Source organism: Algoriphagus boseongensis (assembly GCF_004362805.1).
GTDB lineage: Bacteria > Bacteroidota > Bacteroidia > Cytophagales > Cyclobacteriaceae > Algoriphagus > Algoriphagus boseongensis.
On record NZ_SNYF01000006.1, the window covers coordinates 532,775 to 549,913 of the forward strand.

The 17,139-nt window shown below is 41.3% G+C and carries 18 protein-coding genes; 4 read left to right on the forward strand and 14 right to left on the reverse strand.

Annotated features, from left to right (window positions below; all coding sequences use genetic code 11):
- Positions 1–74 precede the first annotated feature (74 nt).
- A complete protein-coding gene (locus DFQ04_RS18395; protein WP_133555336.1) occupies positions 75–257 on the forward strand; it encodes a hypothetical protein in 183 nt (60 codons plus the stop codon).
- A 5-nt stretch (positions 258–262) separates the two neighbouring features.
- Here DFQ04_RS18395 and pyrF read toward each other — a convergent pair whose 3' ends face one another.
- From pyrF to DFQ04_RS09970, 8 genes are all read right to left on the reverse strand, one after another.
- Positions 263–1,081, reverse strand: coding sequence for an orotidine-5'-phosphate decarboxylase (pyrF, locus tag DFQ04_RS09935; protein ID WP_133555338.1), 819 nt, complete (start codon positions 1,079–1,081; stop codon positions 263–265).
- A gap of 141 nt (positions 1,082–1,222) precedes the next feature.
- Positions 1,223–2,731: an ArnT family glycosyltransferase gene (locus tag DFQ04_RS09940; protein ID WP_133555340.1), complete on the reverse strand. Its 1,509-nt coding sequence runs from the start codon at positions 2,729–2,731 to the stop codon at positions 1,223–1,225.
- A gap of 63 nt (positions 2,732–2,794) precedes the next feature.
- Complete coding sequence (gene hpf, locus DFQ04_RS09945; RefSeq protein ID WP_133555342.1) at positions 2,795–3,100, reverse strand: ribosome hibernation-promoting factor, HPF/YfiA family; 306 nt, start codon at positions 3,098–3,100, stop codon at positions 2,795–2,797.
- Between the two features lie 36 nt (positions 3,101–3,136).
- Entirely contained in the window at positions 3,137–4,021 is an 885-nt protein-coding gene (locus DFQ04_RS09950; RefSeq protein ID WP_133555344.1) for a tyrosine-type recombinase/integrase, read from the reverse strand.
- Positions 4,022–4,139: 118 nt separating this feature from the next.
- Positions 4,140–4,334 (reverse strand): 30S ribosomal protein S21, encoded by a 195-nt coding sequence (rpsU, locus tag DFQ04_RS09955; RefSeq protein ID WP_133555346.1) that lies wholly within the window; start codon positions 4,332–4,334, stop codon positions 4,140–4,142.
- A gap of 121 nt (positions 4,335–4,455) precedes the next feature.
- Positions 4,456–4,704, reverse strand: coding sequence for an ATP synthase F1 subunit epsilon (gene atpC / locus DFQ04_RS09960; RefSeq protein ID WP_133555348.1), 249 nt, complete (start codon positions 4,702–4,704; stop codon positions 4,456–4,458).
- 83 nt (positions 4,705–4,787) lie between these two features.
- Positions 4,788–6,290 (reverse strand): F0F1 ATP synthase subunit beta, encoded by a 1,503-nt coding sequence (gene atpD / locus DFQ04_RS09965; protein ID WP_133555350.1) that lies wholly within the window; start codon positions 6,288–6,290, stop codon positions 4,788–4,790.
- Positions 6,291–6,446: 156 nt separating this feature from the next.
- The gene (locus DFQ04_RS09970) at positions 6,447–6,941 is read right to left on the reverse strand and encodes a C40 family peptidase (protein WP_133555352.1); all 495 of its coding nucleotides are present in this window, start codon (positions 6,939–6,941) and stop codon (positions 6,447–6,449) included.
- A 163-nt stretch (positions 6,942–7,104) separates the two neighbouring features.
- Here DFQ04_RS09970 and DFQ04_RS09975 point away from each other — a divergent pair, with 163 nt between their 5' ends.
- Positions 7,105–8,451, forward strand: a complete 1,347-nt coding sequence (locus DFQ04_RS09975) for an MBL fold metallo-hydrolase (protein WP_133555354.1) — start codon at positions 7,105–7,107, stop codon at positions 8,449–8,451.
- A 135-nt stretch (positions 8,452–8,586) separates the two neighbouring features.
- Positions 8,587–8,826, forward strand: coding sequence for a hypothetical protein (locus tag DFQ04_RS09980; protein WP_133555356.1), 240 nt, complete (start codon positions 8,587–8,589; stop codon positions 8,824–8,826).
- On the opposite strand, the gene DFQ04_RS09985 is transcribed toward DFQ04_RS09980, so the two are convergent.
- Positions 8,823–9,527 carry a hypothetical protein gene (locus DFQ04_RS09985; RefSeq protein ID WP_133555358.1) on the reverse strand — a complete coding sequence of 235 codons (705 nt, stop codon included), beginning with the start codon at positions 9,525–9,527 and terminating at the stop codon, positions 8,823–8,825. The genes DFQ04_RS09980 and DFQ04_RS09985 overlap by 4 nt on opposite strands.
- Positions 9,528–9,647: 120 nt before the next feature.
- The gene (locus DFQ04_RS09990; protein ID WP_394345582.1) at positions 9,648–11,792 is read right to left on the reverse strand and encodes a S9 family peptidase; all 2,145 of its coding nucleotides are present in this window, start codon (positions 11,790–11,792) and stop codon (positions 9,648–9,650) included.
- Positions 11,793–11,950: 158 nt separating this feature from the next.
- On the opposite strand from DFQ04_RS09990, the gene DFQ04_RS09995 reads away from it, so the two are divergent.
- A complete protein-coding gene (locus DFQ04_RS09995) occupies positions 11,951–12,937 on the forward strand; it encodes a D-alanine--D-alanine ligase (RefSeq protein WP_133555362.1) in 987 nt (328 codons plus the stop codon).
- 186 nt (positions 12,938–13,123) lie between these two features.
- Here DFQ04_RS09995 and DFQ04_RS10000 read toward each other — a convergent pair whose 3' ends face one another.
- From DFQ04_RS10000 to DFQ04_RS10015, 4 genes are read right to left on the reverse strand one after another with little or no spacing between them, the layout of a single operon-like run.
- The gene (locus DFQ04_RS10000; RefSeq protein WP_133555364.1) at positions 13,124–14,059 is read right to left on the reverse strand and encodes a rhomboid family protein; all 936 of its coding nucleotides are present in this window, start codon (positions 14,057–14,059) and stop codon (positions 13,124–13,126) included.
- Between the two features lies 1 nt (position 14,060).
- Complete coding sequence (locus tag DFQ04_RS10005) at positions 14,061–14,852, reverse strand: rhomboid family intramembrane serine protease (protein WP_133555366.1); 792 nt, start codon at positions 14,850–14,852, stop codon at positions 14,061–14,063.
- A 1-nt stretch (position 14,853) separates the two neighbouring features.
- Positions 14,854–16,698 carry a DNA mismatch repair endonuclease MutL gene (mutL, locus tag DFQ04_RS10010; RefSeq protein ID WP_133555368.1) on the reverse strand — a complete coding sequence of 615 codons (1,845 nt, stop codon included), beginning with the start codon at positions 16,696–16,698 and terminating at the stop codon, positions 14,854–14,856.
- Complete coding sequence (locus DFQ04_RS10015) at positions 16,695–17,096, reverse strand: hypothetical protein (protein ID WP_133555370.1); 402 nt, start codon at positions 17,094–17,096, stop codon at positions 16,695–16,697. Before DFQ04_RS10015 ends, mutL begins: the two co-directional genes overlap by 4 nt.
- Between the last annotated feature and the right edge of the window lie 43 nt (positions 17,097–17,139).

A 17,139-nucleotide genomic window follows, 5' to 3' on the forward strand; every position in this document is an offset into this window, starting at 1 on the left:
TAACCCCTTTAGAAAAGGAAATTAACATGGTGCTAATGGAATGGGATCCTATTAGTGTTGGGCAAATTGAAGGAATGGAACACAATCTTTGGGATGAATACATTTCCTACCTTCCAAAATTAAAAATGGCTTTGGAAAAAGGAGAGGCAATCAAACCAGTTTTAGATTGGATAGAAGGAGAGTCGATAGGATTTTTCTACACCTCAGAGGAAAGGAGAATCGAGATTGCCAATCGGATAGAAATGTTAAAGCCCTAAAATTTCTATCCTAAATAAAGGTCCAATAGGCCCTTCATCTCTATTTGGAGCTTTTCTGCCTCTTTTCTTGCCGCCTTAGCAAAGTCTTTTTCTCCTGAAGCATAAATAATTCCCCGACTGGAGTTCACCAAAAGGCCACAGGTAGAATTCATTCCATATTTGGCCACTTCTGAAAGGCTCCCACCCTGAGCTCCTACTCCGGGAACAAGGAAAAAGTGCTCAGGAACAGCTTTTCTAACTTCCCCGATCAATTCTCCTCGGGTAGCTCCGACTACAAACATCAAGTTTTCAGGACTTCCCCAAGCTTGGCTTTTTTCCAAAACTGAAAGGAAAAGAGGTTTGCCTTCTTTGTCTTCGATCACTTGGAAATCAAGAGAACCCATATTGGAGGTAAGCGCCAAGAGGATGACCCATTTATTTTCAAATTCCAGAAACGGAGTTACAGAGTCTTTTCCCATGTAAGGAGCGACTGTAATGGAGTCAAAATCCATAGTTTCAAAAAAGGCTTTGGCATACAGTTTTGAGGTATTTCCGATATCCCCTCTTTTGGCATCGGCAATGGTAAAAATGTCTTTAGGAATGATTTCCTGAACTTTCTGTAAACTTTCCCAACCCTTAGGTCCCAAGGCCTCAAAGAATGCAATATTGGGTTTATAGGCTACCGCAAAATCAGCAGTTTGCTCGATGATCTCCCTGCAAAAACTGAAGATAGGATCTGACTCAGCCTTTAAATGGGAAGGAATTTTCTCCAAATCCGGGTCTAGCCCCACACATAGAAAAGAGGATTTTTGCTGAATTTGGGAGAAAAGCTCGGCTCGGGTCATGATTTTTCAGTTTCGGCAAAGGTAGGAAAATCCATTTTTTCCCGAAGGATCATGGAATATTTTGGCAAATGCCTTCCTGAAGATAATCGAGAAGGTAAGGTCAAAGATTATTTTAAAACCTGAAAGGCTTGTTTCATGTCCTCAAAAGGTACCCAAGTCAACTGGATTATATTCTAAAAGGTGCTCCCAAACCTGAATTTTGGATTTCCCGATAGAATCCTTCCCAAAGTAAAAAGGAAGCTCCTCCTCATAGATCAATTTGCCAAAAACGGCAACTTCTTCAGGACTGTCCTTCACTCGACTGACTAAGATAAATCGACCCGTATTCCCTACTTGGAGGTCCATTCCTGGCCATAGGTCCCATTGATTTTTTCGGCTTCCCATATTGATCACCAGAGTTTGGGGGTGGGAAGGCATATACAAAGCCAGTTCGGAAGCTGTATGGTAACTTTCACTGAAGATGATGGGGTTTCCTCCTCCGAGGCTATCTGCTAAGGACTGAACTCGCTTGCCTAAATCATCATAGCCAAGCATTCTTTTGAAGAGCGCTTTCTCCGCGGAGTAAATAGGCCCTGAAGATTTCCAGTCACCTAAATTGGGTAGGTAAATCAAAATCATTGCTCCTAAACTCAAGGCTCCGGCAATGTTTCTATATTTTTTCCATCCGTGGGAAAGTGAAGAAACCACTGGGGCAAGGAAAACTGCAAATGTACTAAATGCGAATCCTGGCCAGTTTACCAAAATCCAGGAAAAAAAGCTTAAAGCACCAAAAATCAGAAAGGTCATCAGGCCAGGCAAAGCCATATACAATGAGGTTGTGTCTTTGTCCTTCCAGAGTTTTTTGAATCCCAGATAAAAAAAAGGAAGAAAGAAGACTGATACCATTGCCAATTGCCCACCAAAATATTCAGTCGTTCTAGCGATCAGTAGCCCAAAGTCAAAAGGTTTGGGTTCGCCCCCAGCACCTCCCAAAGCCGCAATATGTTTGAAGGTGTAAAAATCATGTTGGAAGTTCCAGATGATTCCTGGAAGGAAACCAAGAAGAGATACTAAAGCAAAGAGTATAAAATTAGAAAGGTGTTTTTTCAAGCTACCCGTTGCAACCAGATAAATCAATGCAGCGGGAAAAATAAACAGCATGGCATTTTTTGAAAGAATTCCCAGGGCTGTCGCCAAACCAGCAAAAATCCAAGATTTTTTGTCTTCTGAGTGGATGGCTTTCCACAAAGCAAACCAAGCCAAAATCCAAAAAAAAGTCATGGAAGTGTCTGTGGTATGGAAGGTGAACCCAAGGAAAGTGATGGGCATCGCCAGAAAAATCAATCCTGCCCAAAATGCGGTTGGGGTGGATTTGTAGAGGTTTTTGGTAAATGAAAATATCATTCCCGCCGAGAATATTCCCAATACGGTAGGAACAAGTCTAATCCCAAGTTCGGAATGTCCAGCTATTCCTGTGCTAAGGAAATTGAGAACTGCTACCATGGGTGGCTTAGAATAGTATTGCCAGTCTAGATTACGGGACCAAAGCCAATATTGAGCTTCCTCGGTGAAAGCATCAATTTCAGGGCGTAGCGCAAATAGAATTTTCAGAATTGCCAGCCCCAAATTGACTACCCAAAAAAGGAGGGTGTAATTCACTTGGTTTTTCATGAAACAAATATGAAAAGAAAAACCCCCAGTTTCCTGAGGGTTTTGGACAAATTGCCTTAAAACTTATTGTTTGGCTAGGACTACCTTCTCTTTATATTTTTTGATTTGTCTTCTCAATCCTTCCACAGCTTCATCAGCAGCAGCTTCGAAGGAATCGTCCTGGTGCTTGGCAAAAAATTGCTTTCCAGGGACATTGAGCTTGATCTCTACAATTTTATTTTCATTTTTTTCGTGTTTATCTAACCTCATAAAAACTTCGCCGTCGATAATTCGGTCGTAGTATGTGTCCAGTTTGTCCGCTTTTTTCTGGATAAAGTCGATCAGTTTACGATCAGCGTCAAAATGGATTGAGTGCATCTGCAGTTTCATAGCGATTTGCATTTAGTGGTTGAACAATTAATTTATTTACGCTTTAGGATGTGCCTGTTCAAACACAGCCTTTAGTTTTTCCATTGAGTTGTGGGTGTAAACTTGGGTTGCAGCTAAGTTTGCGTGCCCTAGAAGATCCTTGACCGCATTGAGATCAGCCCCTTTGTTTAACAAGTGAGTGGCAAAAGTATGCCTAAGTAAATGTGGGCTTCTTCGCGAATTTTGCGCAAATAGATCTAAATACTTCTTGACGATTCTATAGATCAGCATAGAGTAACCCTTACCCCCATTGTTGTTTGTAATAAAGTACTCATTCCCTTCAATTTTTGAAAACCTTTCTTCAAATACTTTTTTATACAAAAGGATATTTTGTTTAAGGCCTTTGGTGATAGGGATAATTCTTTCTTTTTGCCTCTTACCAAGAACCTTTACCTGATCTTCTACCAAGTTTAGATCCTTCCATTTCAATCCGGTCAATTCTGATAGTCTGACTCCTGTGAGATACAAAAACTCCATCACCATTTTATCTCTTTGTCCTTCAAAACCCGGTTCATAAACCTCTTCTTCTAAAACGGAAGAAATGGTTTCCTCCTGTACAAATTCGGGAAGTTTTTTGGGGGTTTTAAGGGATTTTAACTTATAGGTGGGATCCTTTGAAATGACTCTGGATCTGAGAAGAAATTTATAATAGGATCGAAGAGTAGCCAGTTTTCTATTCACTGAAGTAGGGCTCAAACCCTGTTCGACCAAGTCAATTATCCAGGCCCGAAGTTCAGCATGCCCGCAATCTGCTAATTCTTGGATTTCAAAAGAGATGCTGACAAATTCCGCAGCTTGCTCTAGGTCTTTTCGATAGGCCAAAACAGTATGAGAACTGCTTCGCTTTTCGTACTCCAAATAGTTGATAAAAGACTCGATCATCTCACAATTTTCTATGAAAAAGTTAATCTAAAATTCAGGAAACTCAAGTGACAAAAATCATAAAGGCATAAAAAAACCTGCCTTTTTTGGGCAGGTTTTTTATTCTGTAGTTCAAAGATTACTTAGTCGCTTCATTTTGAAGTCTTTGCTTGTAAGCAGCTTTGATAACTTGATCTCTTCTTTTAACGGAAGGTTTGGTGAAAGCCTGACGGGCTCTAAGTTCACGAACCGCACCGGTCTTGTCAAACTTCTTTTTAAAACGCTTAAGCGCTTTTTCGATGGATTCGTTTTCTTTTACGTTTACAATGATCATAAGTATACACCCCCTTTCGTGGGGGCAAAGGTAGGGAAATTATTTAGAAATAAACATTCTTATAAAAACAAAAAGTCCAACCCGATCGAGTTGGACTTTTTAATGGTTAGTGAAAATGTAATTAGCTAACGACTTTCTCAGCCAAAACTACAATCACATTATTATTTACTTCAACTACTCCGCCTTCTACCAGCATGGTAACTTTTCCTCCTTCTTTTGTGGTGAAGGAAACATTTCCTTTGGCTAAAGCAGAAACGATAGGAGCGTGATTATTCAGCACCTGAAAAGCACCTGATGCACCAGGGAAACTGGCTTCAGAAACTTCCCCTTGGAAGATTTTCTTGTCTGGTGTGACTATTTCTAATTGCATGTTTGTCTAGTTATTGAGTAAATAGTTATTGAGTTAATTGTGGTTTTCTATACCAAATAACTAATAACAAGTCACTAAGTCCCTTATTTTACTTCAGCTAGCATCTTCTCACCCTTAGCGATTGCATCTTCGATGCTACCTACTAGGTTGAAAGCTCCTTCTGGAAGGTGATCTAACTCTCCGTCCATAATCATGTTGAAGCCTTTGATGGTGTCTTTGATATCAACCAATACACCTTTCAAACCTGTAAATTGCTCCGCTACGTGGAATGGCTGAGATAGGAAACGCTGTACCCTTCTTGCTCTGTGTACAACCAATTTATCTTCCTCAGAAAGTTCTTCCATACCCAAGATCGCAATGATATCCTGCAATTCTTTGTATCGCTGAAGAGTTTCTTTTACTCGCTGAGCACAGTTGTAATGGTCAGCACCCAAGATATCTGGAGAAAGAATTCTTGAAGTAGAATCCAAAGGATCCACAGCTGGATAGATACCTAATTCGGCGATCTTTCTTGACAATACCGTAGTAGCATCCAAGTGAGCAAAGGTTGTCGCTGGAGCAGGGTCAGTCAAGTCATCCGCAGGTACGTAAACCGCCTGTACTGAAGTAATTGAACCATTTTTAGTGGAGGTAATTCTTTCCTGCATGGCACCCATTTCGGTAGCCAAAGTAGGCTGATAACCTACCGCAGATGGCATACGTCCCAAAAGTGCAGACACTTCAGAACCTGCCTGAGTGAATCGGAAGATGTTGTCAATAAAGAAAAGGATGTCTTTTCCTTGACCTGAACCATCACCGTCACGATAGTATTCAGCAAGAGTCAAACCAGTCAAGGCTACTCGAGCACGAGCTCCTGGAGGTTCGTTCATCTGACCAAACACAAAGGTTGCTTTAGAATCTTCAAGTTTCTTCAAATCTACCTTAGATAGATCCCATCCACCTTCTTCTTCCAAGCTATGGATAAAGTCTTCACCGTAAGTCACGATTCCAGACTCGATCATTTCTCTTAAAAGGTCGTTTCCTTCACGGGTTCTTTCACCTACACCGGCAAATACAGACAAACCAGAGTATGCCTTAGCGATGTTGTTGATCAATTCCTGGATCAATACCGTCTTACCTACACCGGCACCACCGAAAAGACCGATTTTACCACCTTTTGCATAAGGCTCGATCAAGTCGATTACTTTAATTCCGGTGAAAAGTACTTCAGTAGAAGTAGAAAGATCCTCAAATCGTGGAGCAGATCTGTGAATTGGAAGTCTTTTTCCTGCAGGTACTTGAGGCAATCCATCGATCGCTTCACCAACCACGTTGAAAAGACGGCCTTTGATAGCCTCACCGGTAGGTACAGAGATGGGCTGACCCATATCTTTTACCTCCATGCCTCTTACCATACCTTCGGATGAGTCCATTGCGATTGTTCTCACTCGATCTTCTCCCAGGTGTTGCTGAACCTCTAAAACCACCATTTGGCCGTTTTCTTTGGTCACTTCCAACGCGTCTAGGATGTTAGGCAGTTTGCCGCCTTCAAAGGAAACGTCCACCACGGGGCCGATTACCTGAGTTATCTTTCCAATATTTGCCATTTGATTAGATGAAATGTAAAAAGGATACGCTTTTTTAATTCGACCGCAAAATTAAGCAGAAAAGCCTAATCCCAAAGGATATTTGGAAAATTAATCCTGATTGAAGGTCCAGATTTTCAATAGGATCGAAATTTTCACCAAAAAGCCAATATTCTCCTATTCCAAAATCCGGGTTGCAAACAAAAAAGCATTCTTCCAATATCGATTGCTCAGGTAATCTTCCGTTACCCCCAAGGATGTGGAAGCATGGATAAATCGAACTTCTGGATTCACCTCTGTTACAATTCCGGAATGAGTAACCTGATTCTTTCTTTTACCCGTGGCGAAAAAAAGTAAATCCCCGGGTTTTGCGTCTTGTAATTTTATCTTTTGGCCAATCTTGCTTTGGTCCACAGATTGACGGGGAAGATTGATTCCAACGGAATAGTAGGAGTGAAAAACCAGAGCGGAGCAATCTATTCCACTTCGGGTAGTACCTCCATATTTATAGGGAGCTCCTCGATAAGATTTGGCGGTTTCGATTACGGTAAAAGCCGGAGAATCTTTTGGGAGTTTTTTCTTGCTCTTACAGCTCTGAAAAAAGACTAATCCACAAATCAATAAAATTATCCAAGGAAAAATAGGTCGATTCTTGTTCAAAAGGGAATTCATTAGATCCAATTCAAGTTTACTAGACAGGACTCAGGAATTCAAATGCAGTAGGTGTTTTTGTAAAATGAGTTTTTGGTTTTTCCTTAAGTGATTCAAATCACCGAAAGTGATTCCTTCATTATTTCATCTTTGTATCAAAATTCAGAAACAATTATAAATAACTATGAATATTCAACAATTTTATGATGAGGGTTTGGCTCATGCCAGCTACGCAATTCTTTCAGAAGGGAAAGTTGCTTTGGTAGATCCAGGGAGAAATCCTCAGCCTTATTATAATTTCGCTCAGGCCAATGATGCGCAAATCGTTGCAGTGATCGAAACTCATCCGCATGCTGATTTTGTAAGTTCCCATTTGGAATTTTACAAAAATGATGATGCTACCATCTACGTCAGCAAATTAGTTGGAGCAGAATATCCCCATACTGGCTTTGACGAGGGAGATTCTTTTCAAATGGGAAAGGTTAGCTTCCACGCACTTCATACACCAGGTCACTCGCCGGATTCTATCAGCATTTTGCTAAAGGATGAAAATGGAAAAGACCATGCTTTATTCTCTGGTGACACCTTATTTATTGGAGATGTAGGAAGACCAGATTTAAGAGAGAAGGCCGGTAATATGACTGCGCAGCGTGAGGAGTTGGCAAGAATGATGTACTACACCGTGCAAAACAAGCTGAAGCCTTTGGCTGACGAGGTACTAGTTTTCCCGGCACATGGAGCTGGGTCTCTTTGTGGAAAAAACCTAAGCGATGCACGTCAGTCTACTATTGGAGAGCAGAGAGCCACCAACTGGGCATTTACAGATTTGACTGAGGAAACCTTTGTGGATTCTTTGCTTCAGGGACAGCCGTATATTCCTAAATATTTTGGCTACGATGTAGCTATGAATAAAAAAGGAGCTCCATCATTCCAGAGATCACTTTCTCAAGTGAGCATGTGGCCTGAAGGATCTACTCTTCCGGAAGGAGCATTGGTAATTGACGCCAGAAAAAATGATCAATTCGCTGAGGGTCATATCCCAGGAGCTATCAATATTATGAACGGTGGAAAGTTTGAGACCTGGTTAGGATCAATTGTTGGTCCTGAGGAGAATTTCTTCTTGGTCGCTGACTCTGCTGCTGAATTGGAGATTTTGGTCAACAAAGCCGCAAAAATTGGCTATGAGCTACTGATCAAAGGAGCAGTAGTTAATCCTGCCGGAATGACTGAAAAAGGGAATTCATTTAACCTTGAAGCATTCAAAGCAAATCCTGATGCTTATACCATTGTAGATATCCGCAGCAGAGACGAGCATGCGAATTCACCTATATTCGAAGAGTCGATCAATATTCCTCTTCAAGAATTGAGAGAAAGAGTAAGCGAAATTCCAAGCACAAAACCAGTGGTAATTCACTGTGCAGGAGGTTACCGAAGCGCAGCCGGATCAAGTATCGTAGCTGGGGCTGAAAAAGGATTGGAAGTTTATGATTTGAGCGAAGCCATCAAGGAATTTCAGGCTGTAGTTCATTAATCCAAAATTAAAGTTGAGAGTCACCTATCGCCCTTGGACCTTCCAAGGGCATTTTTTTTGCGTTAAAAAGAGAAATAGCTCAGCGTTAGAAAACCAAAATGGGTATTTTGCAGTACCTGTGAGAAAAGAATGAAAATGAGTCGGGAGGAATTTATCGATATGCCATTGCACCAAAAGATCAAGACGCTCTATGTGGAGGGTACTTTTGTAGTGGGCATCCGTTACTACCGGCACAAAGTCAATCTTTATCTTCTGGAAAAAGAATACGTGGAAGTTTTTTATAATCACAAGGAAGATAAAATCGACAAGATTGATTTTTTACCCCGGGACCATAGTCGGATGAAATTTTACTTGGATCAGATTAAGATTGGCTAATCAAATTTTTCCAATTCCCCCTGATAAAAATCCTCCCGGTATCTAAATCTACCCACGCCTTTCAAATTGCCTTCTTGAATCTCTACTGTTGGGTCAGTGGATTTCATGGGAAGATCAAATTCCAGAACGACCTCGATTTTTCTTACATCTTGTCCAGAAAGATTCTTCACCAGACCTTCCTCCACCGCTAAAACCCGTATTTTCCCACCTTTTTTTGGGAAGAAGTTATCTGTTAAGTAGGCATAATACTTTTCCTGATTTGCCACATCTATTCTAAATTGATCAAAACTGGTATAATTGGGATCAGCATCAGCTTTAGATTTTTCAGCCAGAAAAACCTTTACTAAGTCCTCATAGGGATAATAGGTATTGAATAAGTTCACTATATCTTGAAATGGGACATTTTCACCTCTAGGGATATCATCTGGGAGGGGTTGAGATGGGGTTTCCAGCCCAATAGACCATTTATGATCAAATGTTCTGATATCAAAAAAATGGTAGCCTTGAAATTTCCCATTGATTCCCAAACTCCCACTTCCATTCCCAGATCGAATATTTGTCGTTCCAAATATACTTCCATCAGGCAAAGTCCCCTCAAAACCCACTTCTTCAAGAAGGTTTTCAGGCTCTTCATTGTCTTGGCAAGAGAAAAAAAGTAAGCTTAAAAGGAGCGCTGGCAAAATTTTCAAAGCGTTTTTCATAAAGGTTGATTTTGGTTAGTAAAAGTGTTTTTAGTCCAGACGAATGATTTTCAACTTTTGCTACAACAAAAAACCGCAGAATTTTCATCCTGCGGTTTTTTATTAGGAGTTCCAGAAGATTTACAATTTTCTCTTCAAGAAATCTGTCATTTGGGTATAAAGGTGCCAGGTCGTATTTCCTCCAGAGATACCATGATTTCGGTTTGGATAGTAAAATGTTTCAAATTGCTTGTCTGCAGCAATCAGCGCATTGACTAAATCCACAGCATTTTGAAAATGCACATTGTCGTCTCCAGTCCCATGGATTAATAAGAAGTTTCCTTTTAGTCTATTGACATGCGTGATTGGACTATTGTCGTCATAGCCTGAAGGATTCAACTGTGGGGTTTGAAGATATCTTTCTGTATAGATCGTGTCATAATATCTCCAAGTGGTAACAGGAGCCACAGCGATCGCTGTTTTGAAGACATCATTTCCTATCATCAGGGAAAGTGAAGACATATAGCCTCCGTAAGACCAGCCCCAGATCCCTATTCTTGAAGGATCAACGAAAGGCATTTTAGCAAAGTACTTTGCACCTTCAATCTGATCGATAGTTTCCAATTTACCCAAATTGGCGTAAGTGGAATGTTTGAAATCTCTTCCTCTAGCGCCAGTTCCCCGATTATCCACGCAGGCTACGATGATTCCTTCAGCGGCTAAATGCTGATGCCAGAAGTCCCGAGTTCCACCCCAGGAATTGAGTACGTTTTGGGATCCTGGACCTCCGTAGACATACATCAAAACTGGGTATTTTTTGTTGGGATCAAAGTCTGCTGGCTTAATGATGTAGCCATTCAACTCAGTTCCATCTACGGTTGGGAAGCTGAAAAATTCCTTTTTGCCCAAAGCAAAACCAGCTAGTCGCTCCTTCAAGGCTTGATTATCCTCGAGGACTTTTAGCTCTTTTCCAGTAGCGTCATTTAAGGTTACTTTGACTGGCGTATCTGATGTAGAGTAATAATCAATAAAGAACTTGTGATCAGGGCTCATGTTGATGGTATGGCTACCCTTGGCAGGGGTGAGCAGTTTTTTGCCCTTTCCATCCAAGTTGATCACGTAGAAGTTTCGCTCTAGGGGAGAAGCCTCAGTGGAGATGAAATAGAGTTTTTTGCCTTTTTCATCCACCCCGACCATGGAAGTAACTTCCCATTTTCCACTGGTAATTTGACGAATCAGACTTCCATCCAGATTATGGTGGTAGATGTGCTTGAAGCCGTCTTGTTCTGAGGTTCGGATAAAAGATTTCCCATCACTTAGGTATTGCAAATCATCGTTGTAATCCAAATCCACATAAGTTTTGGAGGTTTCAGAGATGATCAACTTGCTTTCTCCTGTACTTGCATTTGCATGAAAAAGATCCAACTGATTTTGGAGACGGTTCATGCGGATAAAGGCAAGGGTACTTGCATCCTGAGTCCAATAAATTCGAGGAAGGTAGATGTCAGTTTCGGTACCGGCATCGACTTTTTGGGTTTTTGCTGATTCTAAATCATAGACATGAATGCTCACCAGGGAGTTCTTTTCTCCAGCTTTTGGGTACTTAAATTTGTAATCCTGAGGATACAAAGGGCCCCAAAGCTGCATGTTGAATTCTGGAACCTGAGTTTCATCAAATCGGATAAAGGCTATTTTTTTGCCGTCAGGAGACCATTTGAAAGCCTGAGCCATGGAAAACTCTTCTTCATACACCCAATCAGCCGCTCCGTTGATCACTTTATTCCATTCTCCATCTTTGGTGATTTGGGTCAGTTTGTTATTGGCCAATTCTACCATAAATAGATTGTTGTCCTTGACAAAGGCAACCTTATCATTATCCGGTGAAAGGGTGGCATAGGAGATTTTCTCTCCATTCATCAACTGCTGCTTTTCACCTGAAGCCAAGTCTACCACATAGAAAATTGCTTTAGAAGATCTCCTGTAGATAGATTCTACATCCGTTGCAATTAGGGCTTTAGACTCATCTGCATTGAAGGAATAGCTTGAAAATTTCACTCCCAAAGCATTTCCGTCAAGCAAAACACCTGCTTCTTCACCAGTTGCCAAATTGATTTTGACTACCGTAGGAGCTCCATTTCTTTGAATTAATGAACTGTAATACTGCCCGTCTTTCATCCAGTTGATACCGAAGACAGATTTTTGAGAGAAGGTGCCTTTTTTGAAGACATCTTCCAAGGTTACTTTTTTCAGGTTTTGCGCCTGAGTGCTTATCGCTACGCTGATCATTGCGATCAGGGCAAGAGGAAGCACTTTCCAACTTTTAATCATATTATGTGGAGTTTGGGTAAATTCAAGCAGCGAATATATAAAACCCGGAAAGGGAATTGAAACCCTTGGAGGGTTAACGGAAAATAAGCTATTTCGCAAAGTAAATTTTTCCAGCCATGAAGAAGAAAATTGCCTTGGTTACCGGAGGCTTTACCGGTGAATCCGTAATCTCCTTAAAAAGCGCAGCGGTCGTAGAGAAAACGATTGACCGCGAGCGCTACGATGTCTACAAAATCTTGATTTACCCTGGAGATTGGCATTTTGTCTGTTCATCAGGGGAGAAAATTCCCGTGGATTTGAATGACTTCAGCATTTCAATTGGAGATGAAAAAATCAAATTTGATGGGGTCTTCAATATTCTTCATGGCTCTCCAGGTGAGGATGGAAAATTGGCTGGCTACTTCGATATGTTGGGTATCCCCTACACGACATGCGATCAGCTAACCTCTGCTATTACAATGAACAAAGGCTACACCAAAGCCATTGTGCAGGATATTCCTGAATTGCATGTGGCCAAGTCCATTCAGCTATTTGAAAATACTCCTGAAAACGCATCAAAGATTCAATCTGAACTCATACTTCCGCTTTTTATCAAGCCAAACAACGGAGGTAGCTCCATCGGAATGAGCAAGGTGAAAACTTGGGAGGAATTGCCAGAAGCTTTGGAAAAAGCATTTGTAGAGGACGCTCAGGTATTAGTGGAGGAGTTCGTTTCCGGCAGGGAATTTTCGATAGGAATTTTTAAGGGAAAAGGAAAGATCACGGTTCTTCCTGCTACAGAGATTGTCAGCAGTAAGGAGTTTTTTGACTACGAAGCCAAATATGTTCCTGGTGTTTGTGAGGAAATTACCCCGGGTCGAATGACTGATGAGGAAGTAGAACGTGTTGGAAGGGTGGTCACCAAAGTTTATGAAAAACTCAATTGCAAGGGAGCAGTACGGGTGGATTACTTCCTTCAGCACGAAACGGGAAAATTCTACTTCATCGAAATCAATACCGTCCCTGGCCAAACAGAAACCAGCTTAATTTCTCAGCAGGTAAGATCAATCGGAATGGAGGTGAAGGAATTTTATACCCAGCTGATTGAGGAGATGTTTGAATAAGAAATACAGTAGAAATACAGTAGAAATACAGTAGAAATACAGTAGAAATACAGTAGAAATACAGTAGAAATACCAATCCTTCTTGGGGTATGTTTCGGCTAATTATTTCTATTATTTTTCACGGAGTGAAGCGATGTATATTTCTACTTATTTCCGATAGAAAACAAAATCAGCTAATTTTTCGCCTTATTTCTTACTAAACTCAAAAAGCTTCCTTTTCTCTTCTTTGCTTAAGGCGTCGTAGCCTTTTTCAGCAATTTTGTCCAGAATTTTATCAATCTCCTCCTGGGTTGTTTCAGTTGATTTGGGAGCAGGACTGGTTTTAGACGAGCTCCCAAAACCTGCAAAACCGCCTCCTGTTGAGGTTTTAGCTTTTCTGTAACTCACTTTTACCTTGCTTTGGCGACCGCTGAATAGGTTTTCAAAGAAGATTCCGACTTTTTGAACGGGCTTACCCCAATCTGTTCCTTTTCGAAGTTGAACAATGTATAAATACCCCAAAAGCGCTCCTCCCAAGTGGGCAATTTCCCCTCCAGCATTTGCTCCAATCGAATTGGCAAAAGAAAGAATCACATAGAAGGCTGCGATATAAACAATCTTTACCGGGCCTATTAGAATCAGGAAAAAAGTGGTATTCGGTGTCAAAGTGGCGGCACCAACAACCACGGCAAATACTCCAGCACTTGCTCCCAACATCATGGAAGTATCCACCGATGAACTGAAATAAGGAGCCAGATTGTAAATCAAAAGGTAGAAAATAGCTCCAAAAAGTCCTCCCAAAATATACAGGTTTGCAAGCTTTCTGCTCCCCAGATATTGGTGAATAATCATCCCAAACCAATAGAGGAAGAGCATATTGAACAGGATGTGAAATACTCCCTCATGCAAAAACATGTAGGAGAAAACACTCCAAGGCTGCCACATTAATTTCTCCAAAGAAGCTGGCATCATCAGAAAGCTCAATCCTTCGCGATATAGTTCACCCAATCCACTGATGGTGAGAATTACTCGGGAAATAAGCAGCGCAAAAAACACAATCAGATTGATTGCAATCAACTTATACAAGCTATTGTCCCGATGCCTGAAGGCGTTTCTCAGATTTTCCCAAAAGCTTCCGTACATATCAATAGAAAGAATTTCTGTCTTTTTTCCAGTTGTAAACTAAAATCGCCCCAATCACCAATCCGCTCAAGTGAGCAAAATGGGCTACGTTATCCGTGGGGCTATTTAGCATTACGTTATAAATCGTATAAAGGGCATAAGCCCCCACCAAATATTTTGCTTTGACGGGCATGGGAGGGAAAAGAAGAAACAACTGTGTATTTGGGAATAACATGGCAAATGCCACCAAAATACCAAACAGCGCACCTGAAGCTCCAACCATAGGAGAATTCAGATTTAGCTTTAAGATTGTTTGAAGTGTTCTTTCTGCTCTTTCGATATAGGCAGGATCTTCAGGATTTCTGCTGAAGTTATCTACGAAATCAAATACTTCAGGCGCAAAGTAGCCTCTGTTTTCAATCACCAATCGGTTAAAATATTCCGGGTCAGGATTGGCCTCAAATGCCAAGACCTTATCTTCTAGATTTTTGTACTGGTAAATGGAATAACCCGAATACAGTACCCCTGCACCTACACCACAAACCATCCAAAGGGTGAATAATTTTTTTGGCCCTAAAAACTGCTCCAATAAAGGCCCAAAGATCAATAGACCAAACATGTTGCTGAACAAATGCCAAAAGTCGGCATGCATAAACATGTAGGTCAGGAATTGGAAGGGCTTGAAGTGTTCGCTTTGGATATTGTACAAAGCAAACCAATTATTCAAGGTCGGAAACACAAAGCTGGCTACCAGAAAAACGACCACGTTGATCAGCAGCAGGTTTTGTACGACCGGAGTTATGTTTCTAAACATCTTATTTTCCGAAAAAGGAGTGAATGCTATTTAAATCTAATTTCACAAAAGTTTTGTTCCCGGCAGGAGAATAGTTTGGATTTTGACTGGCAAAAAGTTGCCCTACCAGAGTTTCCATTTCCTGAGAATTCAATTTTTGGCCCTTTTTAATTGCCGATTTTCTGGCTAAAGATCTTGCGAGATTTTCTCTCTTATCCAGAGAAAGCTCACTCTTGAAGTTTTTGAATTGCTCGAGAAGTCCTTCAAAAAGTTCTTTTTCATTCTTCACCTGAACATCAGCCGGAACGCCCTGAATCAAAATGGTATCCTTTCCGAATGGTTCCACAACAAAACCCAAACTGTGCAGTTCGGCCAACATATCCATCACCAAGGAATAATCGGAAGGATTAAGCTGCAAGGTGGGTGGAAAAAGACATTGCTGGGAAACTCCCTTTGCAGCTTGGAGCTGACGAAAATATTGTTCATACAAAATCCTTTCATGAGCTGCCTGCTGATCTAAAATCAGTAAACCAGTAGACATCTGGGCTACGATGTAGCTCAATTCCACCTGAAAAGTGGTTCCTGTGTTTTCATTTTCTTCAGGCCGGATCATAAATCTCGGCTCATCCATCGAAGCCCTGCTGGGGAAGGTTAGGACTTCAGTTTCATCCTCATTTTCCCTGGAAATTTCCTGAGGTCTTTGGGGAATATTTCCCTCAAAAAGCCTTTCCCAGCCAGATACTGAAGCTTTTTTGAATTCCGGGGTATTGAAGGTCTTGTAGCTATATTCCCGATCCACCTCAATTTTTGTATCAGGATTATTTGTCCAGGTATCTTGAAAATTCACATCCACGGAGAAATCAATGGCCGGAGTGATATGGTGAGCACCTAAGGCCTGCTTTACCGCAGAGCGAATGACGGCATAGACCGTTCTCTCATCGTCAAACTTGATTTCGGTTTTAGTAGGATGCACATTGATATCGATATGTGCTGGATCGATTTCCAGAAAAAGAACATAAAATGGATGCTGCTCTGACTGGATCAAACCCTCAAAAGCTGAACTCACCGCATGATGGAGGTAGGAACTTCTGATGTATCGATTATTCACGAAGAAGAACTGTTCTCCTCTGGTTTTTTTGGCGTTTTCGGGTTTCCCGATATAGCCTTTGACATTCACGTGAGGTGTCAATTCTTCGCAAGGGATCAACTGACCCTGATAGCTTTTCCCAAAAAGGCCAACAATCCTCTGGCTCAATTTCCCTGAAGGGAGATTGTACGTTTCCAGATCCTGTTGGTACATAGTAAAAGCGACTTCAGGATAAGAAAGTGCGACCCGCTGAAACTCCTCAACCAAATGACGCATTTCCACCGGATTGGATTTAAGGAAATTTCTTCGTGCTGGAACATTGAAAAATAGGTTTTTCATTGCCACCGATGTTCCAACGGGAGTGGCTACTGGTTCCTGTTTTTTTACTTCAGACCCTTCGATTTGGATGAGCGTTCCTAGCTCAGATTCGACTTGCCGGGTTTTTAGTTCAACTTGTGCCACAGCAGCTATTGAGGCCAAGGCTTCTCCTCTAAATCCAAAAGTCTTGATGGCAAACAGGTCCTGTGAAGTTCTGATTTTGGAGGTGGCGTGTCTTTCGAAACTCATTCGGGCGTCAGTTGCGGACATCCCCTTTCCATTGTCAATCACCTGAAGCAGTTGTTTTCCTGCATCTTTGATTATCACCTGGACATGAGTCGCACCAGCATCAACAGAGTTTTCGAGGAGTTCTTTGAGAGCAGATGAGGGTCGCTGTACTACTTCTCCGGCAGCGATTTGGTTTGCAATCGCATCCGGGAGCAGTTGGATGATGTCACTCATCTTTTTCTTTGTTTTTTGATTTTGAAGAAAAAGTAAATCCCGACAGCAATAAGACCAGTGTAGGCCATGTAGGTAAGTACAACAGGGCCAATGTAAATGTATCCGAAGGCAGCTGTGATCATTCCGAAAAACAATAAGGTTCGGATCATCGCTGTTGAATTAAAAAGACTGGTGTCCCTTTGCTTGATTCCTCTGTAAGAAGAAAATGAGCCACGGATACTGGCACCATATCCCTGTGGATTGTGACCATCCTCACCGCTAAGCAGGCCTTCCTCTTCCAGTTCTTTTTTGATTCTGGAGGTTCTTTCCTCGATTTCTTCTTTTACCGGGTCATAATACCTCGGTTTGACATCAAATCGCTGGGGAGAGGAGGTTCTAAATATGGAAGGAAACTTCATTTTTAATCAATAGTTGCTTAAAGTAAAGCAAGAAAGCCAGTCG

What these genes read in the sequence shown, in the direction of transcription:
- DFQ04_RS09980 (WP_133555356.1), top strand. Translation starts at nt 8,587, where the DNA reads ATGAGTCGGGAGGAATTTATCGATATGCCATTGCACCAAAAGATCAAG.
- mutL (WP_133555368.1), bottom strand. Translation starts at nt 16,698, where the DNA reads ATGAGTGACATCATCCAACTGCTCCCGGATGCGATTGCAAACCAAATC.
- rpsU (WP_133555346.1), bottom strand. Translation starts at nt 4,334, where the DNA reads ATGATCATTGTAAACGTAAAAGAAAACGAATCCATCGAAAAAGCGCTT.
- DFQ04_RS10005 (WP_133555366.1), bottom strand. Translation starts at nt 14,852, where the DNA reads ATGTTTAGAAACATAACTCCGGTCGTACAAAACCTGCTGCTGATCAAC.
- atpC (WP_133555348.1), bottom strand. Translation starts at nt 4,704, where the DNA reads ATGCAATTAGAAATAGTCACACCAGACAAGAAAATCTTCCAAGGGGAA.
- pyrF (WP_133555338.1), bottom strand. Translation starts at nt 1,081, where the DNA reads ATGACCCGAGCCGAGCTTTTCTCCCAAATTCAGCAAAAATCCTCTTTT.
- DFQ04_RS10000 (WP_133555364.1), bottom strand. Translation starts at nt 14,059, where the DNA reads ATGTACGGAAGCTTTTGGGAAAATCTGAGAAACGCCTTCAGGCATCGG.
- DFQ04_RS09975 (WP_133555354.1), top strand. Translation starts at nt 7,105, where the DNA reads ATGAATATTCAACAATTTTATGATGAGGGTTTGGCTCATGCCAGCTAC.
- hpf (WP_133555342.1), bottom strand. Translation starts at nt 3,100, where the DNA reads ATGAAACTGCAGATGCACTCAATCCATTTTGACGCTGATCGTAAACTG.
- DFQ04_RS09940 (WP_133555340.1), bottom strand. Translation starts at nt 2,731, where the DNA reads ATGAAAAACCAAGTGAATTACACCCTCCTTTTTTGGGTAGTCAATTTG.
- DFQ04_RS09950 (WP_133555344.1), bottom strand. Translation starts at nt 4,021, where the DNA reads ATGATCGAGTCTTTTATCAACTATTTGGAGTACGAAAAGCGAAGCAGT.
- DFQ04_RS18395 (WP_133555336.1), top strand. Translation starts at nt 75, where the DNA reads ATGGAACACAATCTTTGGGATGAATACATTTCCTACCTTCCAAAATTA.
- DFQ04_RS09995 (WP_133555362.1), top strand. Translation starts at nt 11,951, where the DNA reads ATGAAGAAGAAAATTGCCTTGGTTACCGGAGGCTTTACCGGTGAATCC.
- DFQ04_RS10015 (WP_133555370.1), bottom strand. Translation starts at nt 17,096, where the DNA reads ATGAAGTTTCCTTCCATATTTAGAACCTCCTCTCCCCAGCGATTTGAT.
- DFQ04_RS09990 (WP_394345582.1), bottom strand. Translation starts at nt 11,792, where the DNA reads ATGATCAGCGTAGCGATAAGCACTCAGGCGCAAAACCTGAAAAAAGTA.
- atpD (WP_133555350.1), bottom strand. Translation starts at nt 6,290, where the DNA reads ATGGCAAATATTGGAAAGATAACTCAGGTAATCGGCCCCGTGGTGGAC.
- DFQ04_RS09970 (WP_133555352.1), bottom strand. Translation starts at nt 6,941, where the DNA reads ATGAATTCCCTTTTGAACAAGAATCGACCTATTTTTCCTTGGATAATT.
- DFQ04_RS09985 (WP_133555358.1), bottom strand. Translation starts at nt 9,527, where the DNA reads ATGAAAAACGCTTTGAAAATTTTGCCAGCGCTCCTTTTAAGCTTACTT.